Here is a 20,617-nt window from a genome sequence, read left to right as displayed (position 1 = left end):
TTTTCTGATCCTCTTCGTATATTCATGGAAATCATTGGAGCAATCACAATGTCTTTAAAAAAATATTTTCTCCTTGTTTTAAGCCTTTCTGTTTTTGCCACCTGTCTGTTCGGGACACCCAAAGGTGAACTTATCGCTCCAGGTGTTTGGTACTATCATGACCGTAAGGAGTCCATCCCCTGGGATATCCACGTGGTGACGGTATGCCTTTCAAATCCTGCAATATCCGTGGAAACGATAAAAGCCGGCAATCAGCTTCGGGCCCTGGAAAAGACATCCTCCATGGTTTCCCGATTCCAGGGAAATGTTGTGGCGGCTGTGAATGCTGATTTTTTTCAGGGTGACGGTATGCCTGTCGGTGCTCAGGTGATTCAGGGAGAATTGATCAAAAATCCAACAAACCGGTCTGTTTTTGGTTTAACGAATGACAAAGAACCGTTTATTCATCTTGTAGATCTGGATGCCTTTCTCTTAACCCCGGACAATATCCGTTATAAAATCAGTCACATTAACAGGGCAAGGAATAAAGATTATCTGGTCTTGTTTACACCCTATGTGGGCTCCGAATCTCCGGCAAACCGGTGGGGGACCGAGATGTCTGCCCGATGTCTTGACGGATATGCCGTTAATGATTGGTTTCAGGTTGTGGTGACTGAAAAATCAGGTCTGTTGGGGCCATTGCAGAAACCCACTGTCATCCCGGAGGATGGAATGGTATTATCGGCGCATGGAAAGGCCAAGCGGTTTGCCGACAGGCATATTGAAGAAGGAGATACCTTGAATCTAATGCTCGGTCTTCCACCTGTGAAAGATCCTGTTTACACCCTGGTAGGAGGAATCCCCCGTATCATCCGGGATGGTGAAATTTCCATTGAACATATGGAAGAGAATTTATATGAAGAATTTCGGACAACCCGTCATCCCCGGACGGCTGTTGCTTTTGATAAAACGAAAGACACCTTGTATCTGATGGCAGTGGACGGACGCCAACCCCGGCATAGTGTGGGGATGTCCTTGGATGAGCTGGCGGATTATTTGAAAAAGCTTGGAGCCTATCAGGCATTGAACCTGGACGGAGGAGGATCCACCACCATGATGGTTCAGGGAAAAGTTGTAAATAAACCGTCTGATGCCACAGGGGAACGTTCTGTAACCAACGCCTTGCTGGTTGTCACCCGTGGTTCAGATCCAGTTCAGTGACAGGGCGATAAATGCCAGCCCGTTGATGATGCCGTGTATTCCTATACCCACCCATGTGTTTTTTCGCATATAGGTGAACCAGGGCACGATTATGAGAATGGGTAAAAGCAGGATCATGAGATCAAAGCCAAAAGCAGCATGGAAAAAGAACCAGAGTCCGGCATTCAGTATCCAGCCTGATTTACCGAAAGCTGTCACCTGACGTGGTAAAAGATACCCCCGCCAAAGAAATTCTTCGCCAAAGATATTTAATAGAAAAAAAGGAATCCAAAAAACAAGGTGCCATTCTTTTCCTTCCGGGAAACCTGAAAAATTCAGGAAGGGTGGCTCAAGAGTGAGAGGGAGGCCAATCCAGGACATCCCTTTTAATATCAGTCCCATCCCGGCAGCTGAAACAAGGATACCCAAAACGATCCACAATAAATCCCCGGTTCGGAAATCCGTCAACCGAAGGCGGTTATAAAATTCATGGGCTGAATCTTTAAAACCATCACGCCGTGTTTTGATAATGACCGTGATAAGCATGGGAAGAAACACACCGCAACCACCCAGTATAAACCAACAATAAACAGCTTCCAATCCACTGTAATTTTGTAACAGAGGGATGCCATACCAGGTTAGAATCCACAAAAGAATCCCAAAGATGCCGAAATAGACAATTGATTTTCCAACATTCACAGAACGGATGAATTTTTCCATAAGAACTCCCGGATCAACTTTTTTAAAGTTACGCAATAATCATCCTAAAAAAAATCAAGGGAATAAAAAAAGGCGCTGAATATATTCAACGCCTTCAGGATCTGTATAGGTTTTTACAGGTTCATGATCTTTTTCATGGCATTTTCGGCCGCCTTGGTCAGTGGATAGACGGCTGGAGAAGCGGTAAGCATGGGCTGGGTGCCGATTTGAGCCGTCAGAACAGCATTCAGATTCATCTTATTTTGGATGATAAAACCCAGAATATTGGTCAGTTCACCGGTACTGGAACCTCCGATGACTTCTCCGCCGATCACAACCCCGGAATCTTTGGCAACAATGAGTTTCACAAGCTGATTGTGCATTCCCGGCAGACATCCGGGATGGCGGTCCGGTGCCTCAAAGGTCCCGGAAACCACATCAAATCCTTCAGCGATTGCCTGAGCCTCAGTCAACCCGGCCGTTCCGAAACCATGATTATCCAAGGCTGTGGAATATATGGCAATAGTTCCACTGAATGTCTTCAGCGCCGACAGTTTGTAAAGATTCATACCGGCAATCCGTCCCTCGGCACAGGCAGTGGATGCAAGCATGACACCGGTGGTTTTACGTGTGATGTAGTCTCTTTTTTCTGCGCAATCTCCGACAGCCATGATATCGGGTGTGGGTGTGCGCATATATTCGTCAACAACGATAAATCCACAATCATTGAGCTTGAGCCCGGCTTCTTTTGCCAGGGATGTATTGGGGGCATAACCGACAGAAAGAATAACTGCATCTGTATCTAATGAGGTTCCGTTTGTCAGTTGAACCCCTGTGACTTTTTGACCCTGACCGATCATTTCTTTTACACCCGTACCTGTAACAACTTTAATGCCACGTTCTTTCAGGAGCTCTTCTGCCCGGACAGCCAGCTCTTTGTCAAACGCCAGGTTCAGAATATTTGGCAGGATTTCTACAAGGGTCACTTCCAAACCGGCTTTATTCAGTTCATCAGAGACTTCCACACCAATAAATCCACCCCCGACAACAATCACTTTCTTTTTATCTTTCAGGTATTGCTGGATGCTGTCAAGATATTCTTTATTCTTGGGAATGGTAAAAACTCCTTCTAAATCCACACCAGGCAAACTTCGGGGTTTCTTGGGGAGTGATCCCGTGGCAATTATAAGTTTTTCATACCGGATATTGGTACCATCAGCTGTGACTGCAGTTTTTTCATCCTTATTGATACTCAATACCTCATCATATTTAATGCGAACACCGGCTTTTTCTGCCATGGCAGGAGGGAAAATGTTTTTTTCTGTGCTGCCGACAGTGCTGAAAATGTAAGGAATACCGCAGGGGATCATGGCCGTTTTTTCCTTTCGGACCATGAGGACATCCTTATCAGGATGAAAAAATTTCCCGGTTGCCGCTGCCACGACTCCCGCAGCGCTTCCACCAATAACCAATACATCTGTTTTTTCCATCATAAATCTCCTTTTAAGTATGTGTACAGGTATTTTCACCTGTGGGTAAAATGCCTTCGCCCAAAGCTTTAGCAAGTTCTTCCGGTTGCCAGTCCGGAACACCGATATGGGTGCTGATACCGTTGGATTCAAAAAGGTCCCGGGCTTTTTGCCCCATGCCTCCGGCAATAATATCTGTGACCTGCAGGGATGCCAGCCAACGGGGATATACACCGGGCTGATGAGCAGGGGGAGCAAGATGTTTTATATCTCTGATTTCTCCTGCTTCAACCTCATATATCCCGAAAAATTCACAATGCCCAAAATGAGGTGACAATTTGGAACCATTCAGAGGGATGGCAATGCGTTTCATTCAACTCCTTTCTTTTGTTGTAATGAACAAATGTTCATAAAATTAAATGAAAAGCATGATATTTCCAAGTTTCTTTACAGGGAAGTTCCAAAGATTTCATTGTATATTTACCCCTTACAGGAGGGCTTTATGAAGGAATCGTATTCTCAAAAGACACGTATCAAAAGTCATGAAACAGACTATCGGCTTCGATTAAAAGCTTCTGCATTGCTTCAGCATTTTCAGGATGTGGCTGTCACACACGCCCTGCTTTTGGGAGTGGGCTATGAGGATATGAAAAAACTGGGACTTTTCTGGGTGGTGACCCGCTTTCATATCGAAATTGAACGGATACCTGTTTATGATGAGGAAGTAGAAGTGCTTACCTGGCCCAAGGTTCCTGAGAATCGTGGTAAAAAATCCCCTGGGACAAAGGATGATTTTGTTTTCATCCGAGATTTTCTCATGAATGACGCAGAAGGTCATTGTCTGGTTCGTGCCACTTCATCATGGGTGATGCTGGATTTTAAACAGAAGCGACTGCAACCGGCAGAAAAATTCCCCCTCAAAATGCCTGAAAACCGTGGGAAACACGCTTTAAACAAAGTTCCCCGAAAGATTCCTGAATCCGAATATCCGATGCTGGTGTACCGGAAACAGGTGGGATACAGTGATATCGATTTGAATTTGCATGTCAACAACACCCGGTATGCAGATTGGATTATGGATGTCTTTTCCCGGGATTTTCTTGAAGAACATACATTAATACAACTGGAAATCAACTACCTGAGAGAAGTCTTCTGGGATGATAAAATCGATCTGTTCAAAGCCGATGCCGGGCAGGATAATGCATTCATTGTTGAGGGGATTGAACAGCGGACAGGTAAAGCGTCTTTCAGGGCATTTCTTTTGTATGTTTAAATGGTTGTGGGCAGTCGGCAGTCGTCAGTCATCAGTCGAAAGTCGAAAGTCGAAAGTCGGAACCATGAACCCATGAACCCCTGAACCCATGAGCCCATGAACCCATGGACCCATGAACCAACTATCAGGAGCGAAGCGACGCTAACTTCTGAAAACGCTGCTCGAGCAGCGTTTGAAAGCCGCATAGCGGTTATTGAATACCACAAAAAGGGGTTTGATCGCTACAGGCACTTGTATCGAGGGGCCGGTTACCGGGTATCAAGGTGTAATTCCCCATCTTTCATTTTTAACACATATTCTTTTCCGGGGATAATCTTGCCTTCCAAAAGATCCTGGGCAAGCCGGTTTTCAACTTCCCGCTGGATCAGGCGTTTGAGTGGACGGGCACCGAAATCCGGATCATATCCCTTTTCGGCCAGATAATCCCGGGCACTCTCATCCAGTTCAACGTGAATGTTTTGCAGACTGAGTCGGTTCTGTACTCTATTAAACTGGATATCCACAATCTCTTTTAATTGCTCACGTGTTAAAGCATGAAATGTCATTATTTCATCAATCCGGTTAATAAATTCCGGCTTGAAATGCTGCCGTATCCGGTCTCGTAAACGGGGATCAAGGGTATCATACGAACTCCCTTTTTCAAAGACCTCCCTGCCCAGATCTGATCCAAGGTTCGAGGTCATAATGATCAGGGTGTTGCGAAAGTCCACTGTTCTTCCCTTTCCGTCAGTCAATCGACCGTCATCCAGTATCTGGAGCAGAATATTGAAGACATCCGGATGGGCTTTTTCAATTTCATCCAAAAGGATCACTGAATAGGGTCTGCGGCGGATACTTTCTGTCAGTTTTCCACCTTCTTCATATCCTATGTATCCAGGAGGTGCACCAATCAGCCGGGACACAGAGTGCCGTTCCATAAATTCGGACATATCCAGCCTTACCATGGCATTTTCGTCATCAAAGAGAAAATTGGCCAGGGCACGGGAAAGTTCTGTTTTTCCCACACCGGTGGGACCCAGAAAGAGGAATGACCCGATAGGCCGGTTTTCATCTGCAAGTCCGCTCCGGCTTCTGCGGATGGCATTCGACACAGCTTCCAGTGCCTGATCCTGTCCTACAACCCGTTCATGCAGGTGTCCTTCCAAAGTTAAAAGTCGTTCATTTTCCGATTGCAGCATTCGGTTCACTGGAATTCCTGTCCAGCGGCTAACCACTTCTGCGATATCTTCCTCACCGACTTCTTCTTTTAACAGGGGGGATTCGCCATGGAGTTTTTCCAGTTTCCCCTTTTCTTTGTCCAGTTTTTCCTGCATTTCCACCAGGGCTCCATAGCGGATCTGAGCCACTTTTTCATAGTCTCCCCGACGTTCAGCGTCTGCTTCCTCTGCTTTCAGTTTGTCGATACTGCCTTTCAGATGCTGGATGCCCTGAATTAGTGATTTCTCGGTCATCCACTTGTCTTTCAGGTTTTCCAGCTTCCCTTTAAGATCAGCCAGTTCCTGATCCAATTTTTTTAACCGTTCGGCTGAACGGGCATCTTTTTCTTTTTTCAGGGCTTGTTTTTCTATCTCAAGCTGAACACGGCGACGCTCCAGTTCATCCAGTTCTTCGGGCATGCTGTCGATTTCCACTCTCAGGCGGGAAGCTGCTTCGTCTACCAGATCAATGGCCTTATCCGGAAGAAATCGGTCAGAAATATAGCGGTCTGAAAGCCGTGCTGCGGCCACCAGGGCTGCATCGGTTATCCTTACTCCGTGGTGGATGTCATATTTATCCTTGATCCCCCGGAGAATGGAGACGGTATCTTCCACAGAAGGTTCACCTACATAAATTTTCTGGAACCGACGCTCCAGAGCAGAATCCTTTTCGATGTGTTTCTGATATTCATTCAGGGTGGTAGCCCCAACACAGTGCAACACCCCCCGGGCCAAAGCCGGTTTCAACATGTTGCCGGCATCTACGGCACCCTCAGCATTCCCGGCTCCAACAATAAGATGCAATTCGTCGATAAACAAAATAATTTGTCCATTTGATTTCTCCACTTCCTTCAAGACCGCCTTGAACCGGTCTTCAAATTCTCCCCGGTATTTTGCTCCTGCCAGGATCGATGAAATATCCAGCATGATAATACGTTTGTTTTTCAGGGATTCCGGAACGTCCGCATTGACTATCCGCTGTGCCAATCCTTCAACAATGGCCGTTTTTCCCACACCGGGTTCACCGATTAATACCGGATTGTTTTTTGTGCGACGTGCCAGGACCTGTATCGCCCGGCGGATTTCTTCATCCCTGCCGATGACAGGATCCAGTTTTCCCTCACGGGCCCTCTGGGTTAAATCCACACCAAACCGTTCCAGGGCTTCATATTTTGATTCAGGATTCTCATCCCGGACTGTCTGTCCACCTCGAACTTTTTGAAGGACGGACAAAAAGATGTCCTTGTCCAGACCTAATTCCGTAAATAATCCGGAAAGACTTTCCTGATCCAAGAGGGCTAAAAAGAGGTGTTCCACACTTACATACTCGTCTTTCATGCGGACAGAAATTTTTTCTGCCTCTCTTAAGACCAGCACCATCTCACGGCCTAGCCGTCCCTGGGTAACTTTTCCCAGACGGGGGAGTTGACGGATGTGTGACTCTGTTTTTTGGATGAAACCCTCCAAAGACACATCACTCAGTTGAATCAGCCGGGGGATCAGTCCATCCTCCTGTGTCAGTAATGCATACAGCAGATGGACCGGAAGCATTTCTTCCTGTCCGTATTCTTCAGCAACAAACTGGTACTGTTGAATCGCTTCTCTGCTTTTTTCTGTATATTTATCAAAATTCATCCTTTCACTCCTTTCTTTTTACATAAATAAGGGACAAATAAAGTGCCAAAGGCAAAACTTCTGTCATGTTGACAATTTAGACGATGAAAGTGCGCCATTATGGCAGTTTTATTATGCTGTTAGGTCTCCGTATATTACAATACATAACCTGTAACAGGAGGGAATAATGAAAAAAATCGTATGTGCATCTTTGGTTCTTTTTTTAATGACTCTGGCTTTGCCACTGTATGCTGCGTCGGGTGATGATGTGGTAGGATTGTGGTACACGGAAGGAAATGATTCCAAGGTAGAGATTATTCGTGACAAAGATGAATACCGGGGAAAAATTGTCTGGCTGGAGGATGAAGTCTACCCTGCCGATGATCCGGATGCCGGCAAAACCAAATATGACAGGAACAATCCTGATGATAAACTTCGTCTTCGTCCTATCCTGGGTCTTGAGATTGTATGGGGATTTTCCTATGATGAAAAGGATGAAAAATGGGAAAAGGGCCGTATCTATGATCCGGAAAGCGGCAAGACCTACAATTGCAATATGTGGCTTGATGAAGAGGGAAACCTGAATGTAAAAGGATCCCTGGATAAGTGGGGACTCGTCGGTCGATCAACGGTATGGACACCTGCCGGCGAATAAATCCGTAAGCAGAAATCAATTCTTGAAAGCCTGCCTTATGTGCAGGCTTTTTTAAATATGTAAATATAAAACTATAGGAGTTCTCTTATCCTGCTGGCATCTGTAAGAATTATGATTCCTGAAACGCTCCTTTGGCCCACTCTATTGCCCTCTCATATTCTCCTTCCTGGAGAGGCCCCTCCGAATCGAGTACATAAAAACCTTCCGGGGGGAGAACTATCTTGCCGCCCTTTTTTTTCAGCCGCTCACTCAGGGGCTCTGCAGCGTATCCAAAAAAACTGACAAATGTATTCAGGAGACGGTTATTGATTTTCTTAACATCAATTCGTGTATCAAAAGCGGCTGTTTTTACGCCCTGAAGACTTTTTGAGGGGATGTTTTTAATAAACATTTTAATGGCTTTTGTCGCTGTGAATTTTCGGGTGGGGGATCCGACAAACAGAAAGTCAATTCCCTTATAATCTTTTTCCTCGACATTCCCTGGCCGCTTTACCTGGACCTCTCCCATCCCTTCAAAACCTTTTCCAATGGCCAGGGCTATCTGTTCCGTATTTCCAAAAAATGAATCGTAGACAATCAGTATTTTCATGTTTCCCGAATCCTTTCTTCTTTCATGTCAATTTTGTGTACGCTTCAATAACTCTCTGTGTTTCAAAAATCTATGAAATGTCTCTGTTTAAATAATCTGAAAAATCTTTTATCGTTCTTTCGTATGCTTCATTCATGAGCGGTGAACTGATCATGAAATCCGCGGTTGAACGGTTACAGGCTGTTGGAATGTTATAAAGGACGGCGATACGAAGAAGGGCTTTTACATCCACATCGTGGGGCTGGGGCATCATGGGGTCCCAAAAAAATATCATAAAATCTACCTTGCCATCGGCAATGAAAGCACCCATTTGTTGATCACCCCCCAATGGCCCTGATTTAAGCTTTGATATGTGGATAGTCGTTTCTTTACCGGTTTTTAGCAGTTGTTCATGAATCGTCTCCTCGATGAGCCGGCCCGTGGTTCCTGTACAAATTAAATGGTGGGGGATCAGGGTTTCCACATTCCACCGGACCCATTCCATCAGGTCCTTTTTCCGGTTATCATGTGCCACAAGAGCAATGTTTTTATGTGTTTTCATAATACTTCCAATTTTATAGGATAAATTAACCCCCTTTTAGTTTGAGGGGAATGGATTTTTGAATGATGGATAAAGTAGGGGGAAGAGGGCATGAGGGAGAGATGAGTCGAGGGTGTAAAAAGCCCCGTGCTTTAGTCCGGAGAAATGAGAGTGCAATGGGGCGAGAATGTGAAGACAAGATCGAGAGAAGGAGATAGAGGACATCCGTATAAAAAGGAATGAGGAAGAGAATTCATGCGACGGACCAATATATTAAAAATAGTATAATCTTGCATTTAGAAGCAAACCGGATTATTTTATCCCCGGGGGTTCATACACATAAATATCTTCCTATATAGAAACATTAAAATTTACAAACCCTTGTTTCCCGGATTCTCTCCATGCAGACTGACCTCATGAACTATTGAACATCTAAACTGCTAAATCTCGTCTAAACGTCTGAACGTATAAACGTAAAAGCTCTTTCAATCTATAAGCCTTTATGCTATCTTAAACAGATGGATACCTTAAAAAAGAAATTGGAACAAGTTCCCCGGAAACCTGGGGTTTATCTGTTCCGTGATGAAAAAAATGAGATTATTTATGTAGGGAAGGCCCGCTTATTAAAAAATCGTGTTCTTTCTTATTTCCGGGGTGAACCATCGGATCCCAAGACAGGTGTTATGATATCACATGTACGGGATGTGGAATGGATTATCACTGACACTGAAACAGAAGCTCTCCTCATGGAAAATAATCTCATCAAAGAATATACTCCTCGTTATAATGTCCGGCTGAAAGATGATAAATCTTTCCCCTTTATCCGCATTACGAACGAACCTTTCCCACGTATTTTTATTACCCGAACGGTGGAAAAAGACGGGTCCCGTTATTACGGTCCCTATACGGATGTCCGTCATGTAAGGAAATTGCTCCATATCCTGCACCGTACTTTTCCCCTGAGGACCTGCAGATATAAACTGGATGAGGATACAATTCAGGCAAAGAAAATTCCCCTCTGTCTGGAATATCATCTGCATAATTGTGAAGGTCCGTGTCAGGGACTTATTTCAGAAAATGAATACAATATTATGGTGGAACAGGTGATCCGTTTTATTGAAGGACATACAGAAGAAACCTTGAATGTGCTGGCTGAACGGATGCAGGATGCCGCAAAAAGACAGGCTTTTGAAAGGGCGGCACGTTACCGTGATCAAATCCAGGTGATCCGGAAATCCCTTCCCCGTCAAAATGTGGTCCACACAGATTTCGAGGACCGGGATGTTATTGGGATATCAGTTTCTGAAGAGACAGCTATGGTAGTCCTTTTTCGGGTCCGGGAAGGACGAATTATTGCCCGGGAGACCTTTACCCTTCAGCAAACAGGAAACCGGACGCGGAATGAACTTTTAAAAGAATTTCTTCGCTCATATTATACGGAAACCCCATTCATTCCCCGGGAAGTATTCTGTGAGCTGGAGGATGAAAAAGAACTTTTTGAGGATTTTCTCACGGCTCAGGCGGGCAAACGGATTTACATGATCACACCGGAGCGTGGAGATAAAGCCAGATTACTGACATTAGCCCGGAAAAATGCCGATATGATGCTGAAAGACCTCATGTTACATCGGATGAAACGGGATTTGCAGCCGGGGAAAATGGTACAGGCCCTTCAGGAAGCCCTGAATCTGGTGGCACCTCCTATGCTGATAGAAGGGTTTGATATTTCAAATATTCAGGGGATGCATATTGTGGCATCCTGTGTGGTTTTTGAAAATGGCCGGCCCCGTAAATCCGATTACCGGAAATTTATGATCCGCGATCTGGATCATCCGGATGATTTTGCTGCCATGTCCCAGGTAATTCAGCGTCATTATTCCCGGAAACTGGAAGAAAAAGGAAAACTGCCGGACCTGGTCCTGATAGATGGCGGCAAGGGTCAACTCAATGCCGCAAAACAGGTCCTTGATAAACTGGGATTGCATCATTTGCCGGTCATTGGTCTTGCCAAACGGCTCGAAGATGTTTTTATTCCCGGCTATGCCAATCCTCAAAATATTCCCAAAACATCTCCGGCACTCTATCTGTTACGGCGTATACGGGATGAAGCCCATCGTTTTGCCATTACGTTTCACCGGAAACGCCGGGATGATGCAATGATTAAAAGTGTTCTGGACGACATTCCAGGCATCGGCCCCAAACGGAAGGCAAAAATTTTCAGTGTGTATCCGTCAGTCCATGAAATGATGCAGGATGAGGAAAAGGAAATTGCGGAAAAAACAGGCATATCCGTAACTTTGGTGTCGGATATGATAGCTTATATACGCCGGCATTCTCCTATGAATGCAGAGAAGAGAGGTAAAGTGTGATTTCAAAAAAACAACCGTACACAAAGGAAGAACTCGAAAGGGTTCAATCTCTTTTAAACCGCGAACCCCGCCCCCTTGAGATGAGCATATATACACGCCTTTGGCAGGAAGAATGCAGCGGGAAGTACTCCCGGGCCCTTTTGTCCGAACTGCCGTCAGATAGCTCACGGGCAGTGAAAGAACATCCAAAGATGCTGGAATTGGGGGATAATTATCAAATGTTGTTTCAGGTGACACCAGACATGCGCGAATCGGAATGCTCTTTTGCCGGGTTAGGGGCCAGGAGTATCGGAGCTGCAGTGTTTGCCCATGGAGGAGATGATAAGCATGTGGAAAAGGCATTGCAACCTTTGGCTCTTTCTGCATACGCTGCCGGTACACCTATCCTCAAGGTCTGGAAGTCAGGCATTTCCCGAAAAAATCCAACACTAAACGTGGCTTCGCTTGCTCTGTTAAGAAATAAAAAATTCCCGTCAACAATCCTTCAGACCTCCGGAGCTGAAATCTGGTGGATTCACACCGGCCGTTCTGCCAGCGAACAGGAAGAAAGAATTCGTGCCATCCGCCTGAATGAAATGATGGTGGCACTTTCGCCTCATCCCTGGCTTTTGGCAGCAAGCCCTGTCCAACGTGCGGGATTACTTTGCACACTGGTGAATATGATGGGGGAAGGGCGTCGTGGAATCCATTTGGATACTGAATCCTGGGATGAAGAACCTGAAGAAATGCTCCTGGGCAGAAACCCTGAAGGGTTTATCATTTGTTTCCGACGTACCTTTGAGCGGGAAGTCCGTGAGATTTTGTCCAGTTATGATGCAGAAAGTATTCCCCTGGGGCGTTCTACCGATGACGGGAAACTCACGGTAGTGGACAACCGGGAAGATGTGGTGGTGATTCCCTTTGACCATCTTCTCCATTACAGCGGTGAACCGGTCAATCATAATGAATCTGAACGGGTATTGGAAGTCAAGAACAAGCGGACCCGTAAGGATGAGCATATCCCTGAACCAGAGGATTATGGCGTTGTGCTGAAAACGCTGCTCACGTCACCACGGATTCATTTTTATCACTCCTCTCCTGCAAATGTGGATTCAACAATCAGGGGAAATACCGTCTGCTCCACCAGTGAACAGCCTTTTCTGAGACTGAAAGGAAGCCGTAAAATGCTAACGCTGAGTATGACGATTCAGGATTATCACCACGAGCGGGATGCACATGTGGCAGCCTACAATGCCGTGGTCAGGGCAAGTCGGCAGATTGCATGCCAGGGAGCAGAAGTGCTGGGAGTCTCCGTCTCCTTTATGGAAGGGAATCCGGAAAAAAGCAGTGAATATTTCCGATTTCTCGATGCCGTCAGAGGTGTGGCTGGTGCTGCAAAGGCATTAAAAATTCCTGTCCTGGGTGAACACATAGAATGGTACAATCCTTTTACAAAAGATTCTCCGATAGTAGCAGCTGCCGGTGTACTGGAAACAGGATCACAGTGTGTAAAGCCTGGTTTTCAGACTGATGGAGATTTTATCTGTATCCTGGGAAGTTTCCGGGGAGAACTGGAATCTTCCGAGTATGTCCGCTTTGTCCACGGAATAGATGACGGACGGCTTGTACCGGCAGACGGGGATTTTACATCCCATTTGAATATGGCCCTGATGCAGGCAGCCCGGGAAAAGATCCTGAAATCTGCCCTGGATATGGAAAAAGGGGGATTAGCTGTCGCACTGGTGAAAAGTAGCCTCCTGAACTCTGTAAAAATCATGGGTTGTGATATTTATACCATGCGAAAAATGCGCGATGATGCCCTGCTTTTTGGAGAAAGTACGTCAACGGTTCTTATTACACTGGAAGAACACAAACTGATGGATATGGAACGGATTGCCAATGATTTCGGAGTCGCTTGCACAACCGTCGGAAGAGTCCGTGACCATGGTAAAATTTCTTTCAATGATTTGTTTGAATTGGATCTGGAGGAATTACGAAAACTGATGAACCAATCCTGATCCTGACGGAGATTCTGTCGTGACACATGCCATTCTTCAGCCTGTGGAAAAAGCCTTTCATGTCCCTAAAATTTTAGGGGTTGGGCACAATTACCGGGACCGCTTTATCGAAGCGAATTACCAGGATGTCCATCTTCATCCCGTTATTTTCATGAAACCTTCTCAGGCAATTGTCCACAGCCCCGGACCTGCAGAACTCCCCTTTTATTCCAATTTGGTGGAGTATGAAGTAGAAGTAACCCTGTTGATTGGAGCCGAAGGCCGGAATATTGATGAATCTGAAGCTTCCGGTCTTATTGCCGGAGTTGGAGTGGGTGTGGATCTTACCGCCAGAGATGTTTTGAATGATGCCCGGAAAGATGGCCGGGACTGGACCGAAGCCAAGTGTTTTGATCAGTCTGCTCTGATATCACATTTTGTCTCTGTCCTTCATTTTCCCCGTCTGGATAATCTTCATTTCCGGATTTTTCAGAATGGGATTTTGAGGCAAAACGGTAATACCGCTGACATGATCTATAAAATTCCGGAAATTTTAGCCCATATCAGTACCATTATGACCCTTTTGCCGGGGGATCTCATTTTCACCGGGACACCTTCCGGTGTGGGTCCGGTTTCCTCAGGAGACCGGCTCCTGATTGAATTGGAAGATGAGATCTCTGAAGAATTCCTGATCCTGTAAGAAACGATGCCGTAACCCCCCGGGAATCAAAACATCTTATCATTAATAGTTCATGAAAATATTACCGGGAGGCTCTATGTTGTCGGATATTGATATTGCAAAAAAAGTAGGTTTAAAACCCATCAAGGATATTGGCAGGTCTTTGGGACTTGAAGAAGAGGATCTGGAACTATATGGCAAATACAAGGCCAAAATTTCGTATCAAGCCCTGGATAAACTTCAAGACCGCCCGGAAGGAAAACTGATTCTGGTTTCTGCCATCACACCTACACCGGCAGGTGAAGGAAAAACAACAGTGTCAATCGGACTCTCCCAGGCGTTGAATAAAATCGGTGAAAAAGCCATGGTGGCCATCCGGGAACCCAGCCTGGGACCGGTCTTTGGTATTAAGGGCGGTGCCGCCGGCGGGGGATATTCCCAGGTGCTTCCCATGGAAGAGATCAATCTTCACTTTACAGGGGATTTTCATGCCGTGACGGCAGCCAATAACACCCTTGCAGCTCTGATTGACAATCATATTCATGCCGGCAATGACCTGCAAATCGATCCCAGGAGAGTCACCTGGAAAAGGGTCCTGGATGTGAATGACCGGGCATTGAGACATGTTGTCATCGGATTGGGGGGGCGGACCCAGGGAATTCCCCGGGAGGATGGCTTCGATATTACACCTGCTTCCGAAATCATGGCAATTCTATGTCTGTCCAAAGATCTGGCCGAACTGAAAGAACGAATAGGGAATATAACCATCGGTTTTACCTACGACGGAAAACCGGTACTGGAAAAGGAACTGGGATATGAAGGCGCCATCGCTGCCTTATTGAAAGATGCCCTGAAACCGAATCTTGTCCAGACAACAGAAAACACACCGGCTCTTGTCCATGGCGGACCTTTTGCCAATATTGCTCAGGGTGCCAATAGTATCATAGCAACCAAAGCAGCACTTCGTATGGCGGATTATGTTGTGACGGAAGCGGGCTTTGGTTTTGACCTGGGTGCAGAAAAATTCTTCGATATTGTGTGTCCCAACGGACCTATGTGTACATCAGCTGTCGTTCTTGTGGCAACCGTTCGTGCCTTGAAACATCATGGCGGTGCCAAACTTTCAGATCTGAATGCACCCAATGTGGAAGCCTTGAAAAAAGGACTTCCAAACCTTGGCAAACATCTTGAGAATATAAAAAAATTCGGAATGGAATCGGTTGTAGCCATTAACCGTTTTGCGACTGATACCGAAGAAGAACTGGAAATAGTCGAATCCTACGCCCGGAAGCATGGTTTTGATGCGTCTATCGTGGATTTTTGGTCCAAAGGTGGAGAGGGCGGACTCGAACTGGCAGAGGAGGTTAAACGGCTTGTAGATGATAAGCGGTGCCAGATGCATTCTCTCTACGACTGGAAAGATTCAATTGAAGATAAAATCAAGACCGTTGCGACAGAGATCTATGGCGCAAAAGCCATTGATTACACATCTACTGCCAAAAAGGATTTGAAAAAAATCAACCAGTATGGTTATCACGAATTGCCTGTATGTATTGCCAAGACCCAGAAATCCTTGTCGGACAATCCAAAACTCCTGGGACGTCCGGAAAATTTTCTGGTGACGGTCCGGGAAATTCTCATCGCTTCCGGAGCAGGATTTGTGATTCCCATTACCGGGGATATTATGCGCATGCCCGGTCTTCCCAAAGCACCGGCAGCAAAGAAAATTACGGTTGACGATAAAGGGGATATTGAAAATCTGTTCTGATTGGATGTGTTAAACGGGTCACATTCATTTAATTCCCATTGCCGGAATGAGGAATTCCTTTTACTTTCTTTTTAATAAAATATTTAAAAAAATATGAAAAACAATAAAACGCCCAAAACAATTCTCATTGCAGAAGATGAAGCCATCAACAGAATGTATCTGGCGGAAATCCTGAAGGATAAAAAATACAGGATTCTGGAGGCCGAAGACGGGGATCAGGCAGTGGAACTCTGCCGGAACCATCCGGAAATTGATCTGGTCCTGATGGATGTGAAAATGCCCGGCCTGAATGGTTACCGGGCTGCAGAACAAATCAGGACTTTTCGCCCGGACCTGATCATGATTTTACAAACAGCTTTTATATCCGATAAATCAGAATTGGAAGGCCCTGAAGACCTTTTTCAGGATGTGATTGAAAAACCTATCAAGGAAAACCGCCTTTTTGAGATGTTGAACTCATATCTCATGTCATAAATTCTCAGTCTATCATTTTTGATTGGAATCCCAGGTTGTAAGTCAGGTGAAACATTGATATTTTATTCCAGTGATTTTTTATCAGCTTAAGGAGATTTTCCATGATACACTGTAAAAACATGCGTGTAGTTTTATTTTTATTCATTCTTTTATGGGCCAGCAGTCTAACCGGGATGCAGACGTTGGAAAGAGAACACACATTGATGCCGGTTCCGAAAGAGATACTTTGGGAAAGCGGGACATATCGTCTGGATGATACTTTTCGCATCAATGTGGCAGGTGAAGCCGGAGATCGCACTTTTAAGGCGGCAACCCGTGCATTACGGAGACTAAGCGGGCGGACCGGGCTCTTTTTTGATCAGGATTATATTACAGGCATCAATCAGTCCCCTGAAGCCGGACTTGAACTCATGTGTTACAGACCCGGTGAATTGAAACTGGGGGAGGATGAATCCTATCGACTTCGGGTAAGTTCCCGGGAAATGATTATTGAAGCGGAAACAGAGTTGGGGTTAATGCATGGACTTGAAACCTGGTTGCAATTGTTGGAATCGGGTGATGAAGGATATTTCTTTCCTGCAGTAATTATCGAAGATGAACCTCGATTTCCCTGGCGCGGACTCATGATTGATGTATGCCGCCATTTCCAGCCCCTCCATGTGATTCTACAGAATATCGATGCCATGGCGGCGATGAAAATGAATGTCCTCCACCTCCATCTTTCAGAAGACCAGGGGTTTCGGGTGGAATCCAAAGCCTATCCGCTTCTCCATCAAAAAGGGTCCGATGGTTTTTACTTCACACAATGCCAGATTCGCGAGATTGTGGATTATGCTGCTGAACGGGGAATTCGGGTGGTGCCTGAGTTTGATATGCCCAGCCATTCAACTGCCTGGTTTGTCGGGTATCCGGAACTGTCCAGTAAGGATACAAGCTATACGATTGAAAGAAGCTGGGGAGTGAAGGATCCGGGCATGAATCCTGCCAGTGAATTTACGTATGCTTTTCTGGATACGTTTATTGCTGAAATGACGACCCTTTTCCCCGATCCCTATTTTCATATCGGGGGGGATGAAAATAACGGGAAATGGTGGAAAGAAAATCCGGATATTGTGGCATTTATGGATTCCATGGGCTTTGAAACAACCCATGAACTCCAGTCTTACTTTGTAAAACGGGTTCACGATATCGTAAGGAAACACGAGCGGATTATGGTGGGATGGGGGGAAATCTATGATCCGGAAATGCCACAGGATGTCCTGATCCATTTTTGGTGGCCCCGGATGAAAGAGATGGAAGAAGCTCTGTTAAACGGATTCAAAGGAATTGTTTCCAATGGTTATTATATTGATCATTTCCGGACAGCCGAATATCACTACCTGATGGATCCTGTCAGGCCAGAGTATGTAACGGATTCTTTGGCAGCCCGGAATATTTTGGGTGGAGAGGCAGCAAGCTGGGCGGAGTTTGTCACCGGGGAACTGACCGGACTCCGTATCTGGCCACGGACCGCCGCAATTGCCGAACGGTTTTGGTCTCCGGCTCATATTCGCGATGTGGAGGATATGTACCGGAGGTTGGAAAAAACCAGCCTTCGCCTGGAAGAGTTAGGACTGGATCATCTGAAGAACCGGGATATGATGCTGAGGCGATTGGCCGGTCAGCGGGATATTGCAGCATTGCATATATTGACCGGTACGGTGGAGCCTTTGGAGCACTATAGCCGTCACCGGGCGGTGGAGCGCAAAAAATATGTGCAGCATGCCCCTTTGACACGTCTGGTGGATGCAGCCTGGAGCGATGCTCCGGATGCCCGGAAATTCCGCTATCTCGTAGAGGATTATTTAAAGGAACCTTCCAAAGAAAAAGAAAATCAAATTCGCTATATGCTTTATCGATGGGCTGAAAACCATAAAAAACTGGCTCCTGTGATTGACGAAAACCCAATTTTATGGGAAATTCGTGGACTGAGTGAGGATCTCTCCCGCTCTGCCCGGATCGGCCTCAAAGTCCTGGAGAAAAAAGACAGCTGGTTCGGCCTGTCTTCAAAAGATATTGATCAATATGTTCAGGAACTGGAAAAAATGAAAGTTCCCCGTGGCGAATTGACACTGCAGCATTTGGATGCGTTGATACAGTTGGTTGTAAACGTTTAGACGTTGAGATGTTGTTTAGACGTTTATATGTTGAGACGTTGTTGAGATGTTGAGAGTTTCTGACATTCAGACGTAAATGTGGCGGAAGTTTAGTCGTATAGAGGTCCGTGGCGCCATAAGGTGATTTCTGGGGATTGAAACCGGGTAAGAAGTGTTGGTAAATTTTTATGTTTCTATATAGGAAGATATCTATATGAAAGAACCCCCGGGGATAAAATAATCCGGTCTGCCGGGAAATGCAAGAATATATTATTTTCAATATATTGGCGTATCGAAGGAATTCTCTTCTCATTCCTTTTTATACTGGTGTTCTTTATCTCCTTCACTCCTTCTGTTTCCCTTGTAACTTCGTACCCGCGTTATATCTCATGGCATTTCCGCCAGAGAAATAATAATTTTTTCATGCACCTCATTTATAGGTCCCGTAGAACTTGTAAAGTTATTGCACATCATGGAAAATGTAATAAGCCTGCCTGAGCGGGATTTTACATAGCCGGAATGGGAGCGAACCGCTTCAATATAACCGGTTTTGATCCGGGCATTCATTTCTACGGGAGTCCCGCGACCGAAATTTTTCAGCCAGCCCGGTTCTTCATCCGATCCGCAGAGGGAGAAAGATTCCATATAGGTTTGGGAAAGGGGGGTCTGGGACATATACGCCAGGATGTGTGCAAAATGGGAGGTCCGGACCATGTTGGTGCGTGATAAACCGCTTCCGTCTTTCATCCGGAATCCATCCAATACCAGTCCTCGCTCCGTAAAAATATCCCGAATCACCCGGGTCCCTTCAGCTGTGCTGCTTTTACCTGAATGGTGGAGAGACGTCATTTTTAAAAGCACTTCCGTAAACAGGTTAACACTCCGTTTGTTCGTGACCTCAATGATCTCCCGAAGGGGAGGTGAAGGAATGATCAAAAGGGAATGGAATCCGTCCCGGTCTACCGGTGAACCTGTTACGTGTACCTTTCCCCGGATTTCAACGCCTGCACGCATGAGGGCTTCCTGTAACCAATGTCCCATCCACTCCGGGGGGTTGGGGATAGAACCACGTATCGTAAAATCCTCAAATCCTGCAGGGACAGTTCCCCTGAGAAAAGCTGTTTTTCCTCTCGGTGGACAATAAATGTATCCCTGATCCCCGGATCCTTCAGGACCTGTTTTCATGTGATTGACAAAGGAAAGACCGGGAATCTGGGGAGATAAACCGATCACCGGTGCCGGGTCCCCTGCCTTTTCTCCCGGACGAAATGTCAGGTGATATAAATTATTGGAAATATTTAATCCCCATACACCGGCTCCGTAATAATTCCCTATATCTGTCCAGACCCAGTCATCAGGGATCACCTGATCATCAAAGATGCTGATATCCAGTATCAAATCTCCTTTAATAGATTGAATACCGGCTTTTTTGACAGCCTGCACCAACAGGATTTTCAGGGAATCCATCTGAATGGCAGATGTTAACCAATCCGAACCCAACACCGGATCTCCTCCTCCGATGACAACCAGATCTCCCTCCAACACCCCGCGCCAGTTGATTTCACCCCGGTATGCCAGTTCTGTTTTGAATTGAAAATTTTCACCCAGTTCCAGTAAAGCTGCTGCTGTGGTCACCAGTTTGAGCCCCGATGCAGATGCCAGACTCTCGTCTGAATGGTGATCAATAATGACTTGTCCATGATCTGCGTACATGGCGTATACACTCCATTGGGCGTGTTTAAGGGCTGGTGTTTCCTGTGCGAGCCGTTCCGTAAGCTCAGCCGGTGTTTCTCCCAAAACGAGCGATGAACATAAAGCAATAATACTTAAGATGAGTCCTGTCCGTTTCACATGATCCTCCTGGCAAATGTCTTCAATGATAAATTTTTATGAAAGTAGCCATCCCTGATGAATAAGTGAACCACTTTTTCTTAAGATCAGATAAGAAATGTCAGATAAGGGCACCTACCGATTTCTTATCGATAAAATTTAAAAAAAAGGCATAAATATTAAGCAAAACTC

Annotated in this window: 16 protein-coding genes; 9 read left to right on the top strand and 7 right to left on the bottom strand. The window is 45.7% G+C overall.

What is annotated here, in order from left to right:
• Window positions 1-48: 48 nt before the first annotated feature.
• On the top strand, window positions 49-1,200 hold the full coding sequence (locus strainIA91_RS10240; RefSeq protein WP_400166683.1) for a phosphodiester glycosidase family protein: 1,152 nt from the start codon (window positions 49-51) through the stop codon (window positions 1,198-1,200).
• On the opposite strand, the gene strainIA91_RS10235 is transcribed toward strainIA91_RS10240, so the two are convergent.
• From strainIA91_RS10235 to strainIA91_RS10225, 3 genes are all read right to left on the bottom strand, one after another.
• Window positions 1,183-1,899 (bottom strand): type II CAAX prenyl endopeptidase Rce1 family protein, encoded by a 717-nt coding sequence (locus tag strainIA91_RS10235; RefSeq protein WP_400166682.1) that lies wholly within the window; start codon window positions 1,897-1,899, stop codon window positions 1,183-1,185. The genes strainIA91_RS10240 and strainIA91_RS10235 overlap by 18 nt on opposite strands.
• 113 nt (window positions 1,900-2,012) lie before the next feature.
• Entirely contained in the window at window positions 2,013-3,371 is a 1,359-nt protein-coding gene (locus strainIA91_RS10230) for an FAD-dependent oxidoreductase (protein ID WP_400166681.1), read from the bottom strand.
• A gap of 10 nt (window positions 3,372-3,381) precedes the next feature.
• Window positions 3,382-3,720 carry a NifB/NifX family molybdenum-iron cluster-binding protein gene (locus strainIA91_RS10225; RefSeq protein WP_400166680.1) on the bottom strand — a complete coding sequence of 113 codons (339 nt, stop codon included), beginning with the start codon at window positions 3,718-3,720 and terminating at the stop codon, window positions 3,382-3,384.
• 129 nt (window positions 3,721-3,849) lie between these two features.
• Here strainIA91_RS10225 and strainIA91_RS10220 point away from each other — a divergent pair, with 129 nt between their 5' ends.
• The gene (locus strainIA91_RS10220) at window positions 3,850-4,620 is read left to right on the top strand and encodes an acyl-[acyl-carrier-protein] thioesterase (protein ID WP_400166679.1); all 771 of its coding nucleotides are present in this window, start codon (window positions 3,850-3,852) and stop codon (window positions 4,618-4,620) included.
• 248 nt (window positions 4,621-4,868) lie between these two features.
• Here strainIA91_RS10220 and clpB read toward each other — a convergent pair whose 3' ends face one another.
• Complete coding sequence (gene clpB / locus strainIA91_RS10215; protein ID WP_400166678.1) at window positions 4,869-7,451, bottom strand: ATP-dependent chaperone ClpB; 2,583 nt, start codon at window positions 7,449-7,451, stop codon at window positions 4,869-4,871.
• A 166-nt stretch (window positions 7,452-7,617) separates the two neighbouring features.
• On the opposite strand from clpB, the gene strainIA91_RS10210 reads away from it, so the two are divergent.
• On the top strand, window positions 7,618-8,085 hold the full coding sequence (locus strainIA91_RS10210) for a DUF2147 domain-containing protein (protein WP_400166677.1): 468 nt from the start codon (window positions 7,618-7,620) through the stop codon (window positions 8,083-8,085).
• Between the two features lie 109 nt (window positions 8,086-8,194).
• Here the strand turns inward: strainIA91_RS10210 and strainIA91_RS10205 are convergent, their stop codons facing one another.
• Both strainIA91_RS10205 and strainIA91_RS10200 read right to left on the bottom strand, forming a co-directional pair.
• On the bottom strand, window positions 8,195-8,674 hold the full coding sequence (locus strainIA91_RS10205) for a flavodoxin family protein (RefSeq protein ID WP_400166676.1): 480 nt from the start codon (window positions 8,672-8,674) through the stop codon (window positions 8,195-8,197).
• A gap of 70 nt (window positions 8,675-8,744) precedes the next feature.
• Complete coding sequence (locus tag strainIA91_RS10200; protein ID WP_400166675.1) at window positions 8,745-9,215, bottom strand: methylglyoxal synthase; 471 nt, start codon at window positions 9,213-9,215, stop codon at window positions 8,745-8,747.
• Window positions 9,216-9,712: 497 nt separating this feature from the next.
• Here strainIA91_RS10200 and uvrC point away from each other — a divergent pair, with 497 nt between their 5' ends.
• From uvrC to strainIA91_RS10170, 6 genes are all read left to right on the top strand, one after another.
• Window positions 9,713-11,563, top strand: a complete 1,851-nt coding sequence (uvrC, locus tag strainIA91_RS10195; protein ID WP_400166674.1) for an excinuclease ABC subunit UvrC — start codon at window positions 9,713-9,715, stop codon at window positions 11,561-11,563.
• Complete coding sequence (locus tag strainIA91_RS10190; RefSeq protein ID WP_400166673.1) at window positions 11,560-13,560, top strand: AIR synthase-related protein; 2,001 nt, start codon at window positions 11,560-11,562, stop codon at window positions 13,558-13,560. Before uvrC ends, strainIA91_RS10190 begins: the two co-directional genes overlap by 4 nt.
• Window positions 13,561-13,579: 19 nt before the next feature.
• Window positions 13,580-14,239 carry a fumarylacetoacetate hydrolase family protein gene (locus tag strainIA91_RS10185; RefSeq protein ID WP_400166672.1) on the top strand — a complete coding sequence of 220 codons (660 nt, stop codon included), beginning with the start codon at window positions 13,580-13,582 and terminating at the stop codon, window positions 14,237-14,239.
• A gap of 76 nt (window positions 14,240-14,315) precedes the next feature.
• Window positions 14,316-15,986 carry a formate--tetrahydrofolate ligase gene (locus strainIA91_RS10180; protein WP_400166671.1) on the top strand — a complete coding sequence of 557 codons (1,671 nt, stop codon included), beginning with the start codon at window positions 14,316-14,318 and terminating at the stop codon, window positions 15,984-15,986.
• Window positions 15,987-16,079: 93 nt separating this feature from the next.
• The gene (locus strainIA91_RS10175; protein WP_400166670.1) at window positions 16,080-16,460 is read left to right on the top strand and encodes a response regulator; all 381 of its coding nucleotides are present in this window, start codon (window positions 16,080-16,082) and stop codon (window positions 16,458-16,460) included.
• A 101-nt stretch (window positions 16,461-16,561) separates the two neighbouring features.
• Complete coding sequence (locus tag strainIA91_RS10170) at window positions 16,562-18,616, top strand: beta-N-acetylhexosaminidase (RefSeq protein WP_400166669.1); 2,055 nt, start codon at window positions 16,562-16,564, stop codon at window positions 18,614-18,616.
• A gap of 366 nt (window positions 18,617-18,982) precedes the next feature.
• Here strainIA91_RS10170 and dacB read toward each other — a convergent pair whose 3' ends face one another.
• On the bottom strand, window positions 18,983-20,446 hold the full coding sequence (dacB, locus tag strainIA91_RS10165) for a D-alanyl-D-alanine carboxypeptidase/D-alanyl-D-alanine-endopeptidase (protein WP_400166668.1): 1,464 nt from the start codon (window positions 20,444-20,446) through the stop codon (window positions 18,983-18,985).
• Between the last annotated feature and the right edge of the window lie 171 nt (window positions 20,447-20,617).

This window comes from Candidatus Neomarinimicrobiota bacterium (genome assembly GCA_041154365.1).
Lineage (GTDB): Bacteria > Fidelibacterota > Fidelibacteria > Fidelibacterales > Fidelibacteraceae > Fidelibacter > Fidelibacter multiformis.
This window is presented reverse-complemented; position numbering and strand designations above follow the sequence as displayed.

Bases quoted from the DNA above. Each gene is read 5' to 3' on its own strand.
- strainIA91_RS10240 (WP_400166683.1), top strand. From the start codon at position 49: ATGTCTTTAAAAAAATATTTTCTCCTTGTTTTAAGCCTTTCTGTTTTT.
- strainIA91_RS10235 (WP_400166682.1), bottom strand. From the start codon at position 1,899: ATGGAAAAATTCATCCGTTCTGTGAATGTTGGAAAATCAATTGTCTAT.
- strainIA91_RS10230 (WP_400166681.1), bottom strand. From the start codon at position 3,371: ATGATGGAAAAAACAGATGTATTGGTTATTGGTGGAAGCGCTGCGGGA.
- strainIA91_RS10225 (WP_400166680.1), bottom strand. From the start codon at position 3,720: ATGAAACGCATTGCCATCCCTCTGAATGGTTCCAAATTGTCACCTCAT.
- strainIA91_RS10220 (WP_400166679.1), top strand. From the start codon at position 3,850: ATGAAGGAATCGTATTCTCAAAAGACACGTATCAAAAGTCATGAAACA.
- clpB (WP_400166678.1), bottom strand. From the start codon at position 7,451: ATGAATTTTGATAAATATACAGAAAAAAGCAGAGAAGCGATTCAACAG.
- strainIA91_RS10210 (WP_400166677.1), top strand. From the start codon at position 7,618: ATGAAAAAAATCGTATGTGCATCTTTGGTTCTTTTTTTAATGACTCTG.
- strainIA91_RS10205 (WP_400166676.1), bottom strand. From the start codon at position 8,674: ATGAAAATACTGATTGTCTACGATTCATTTTTTGGAAATACGGAACAG.
- strainIA91_RS10200 (WP_400166675.1), bottom strand. From the start codon at position 9,215: ATGAAAACACATAAAAACATTGCTCTTGTGGCACATGATAACCGGAAA.
- uvrC (WP_400166674.1), top strand. From the start codon at position 9,713: ATGGATACCTTAAAAAAGAAATTGGAACAAGTTCCCCGGAAACCTGGG.
- strainIA91_RS10180 (WP_400166671.1), top strand. From the start codon at position 14,316: ATGTTGTCGGATATTGATATTGCAAAAAAAGTAGGTTTAAAACCCATC.
- strainIA91_RS10175 (WP_400166670.1), top strand. From the start codon at position 16,080: ATGAAAAACAATAAAACGCCCAAAACAATTCTCATTGCAGAAGATGAA.
- strainIA91_RS10170 (WP_400166669.1), top strand. From the start codon at position 16,562: ATGATACACTGTAAAAACATGCGTGTAGTTTTATTTTTATTCATTCTT.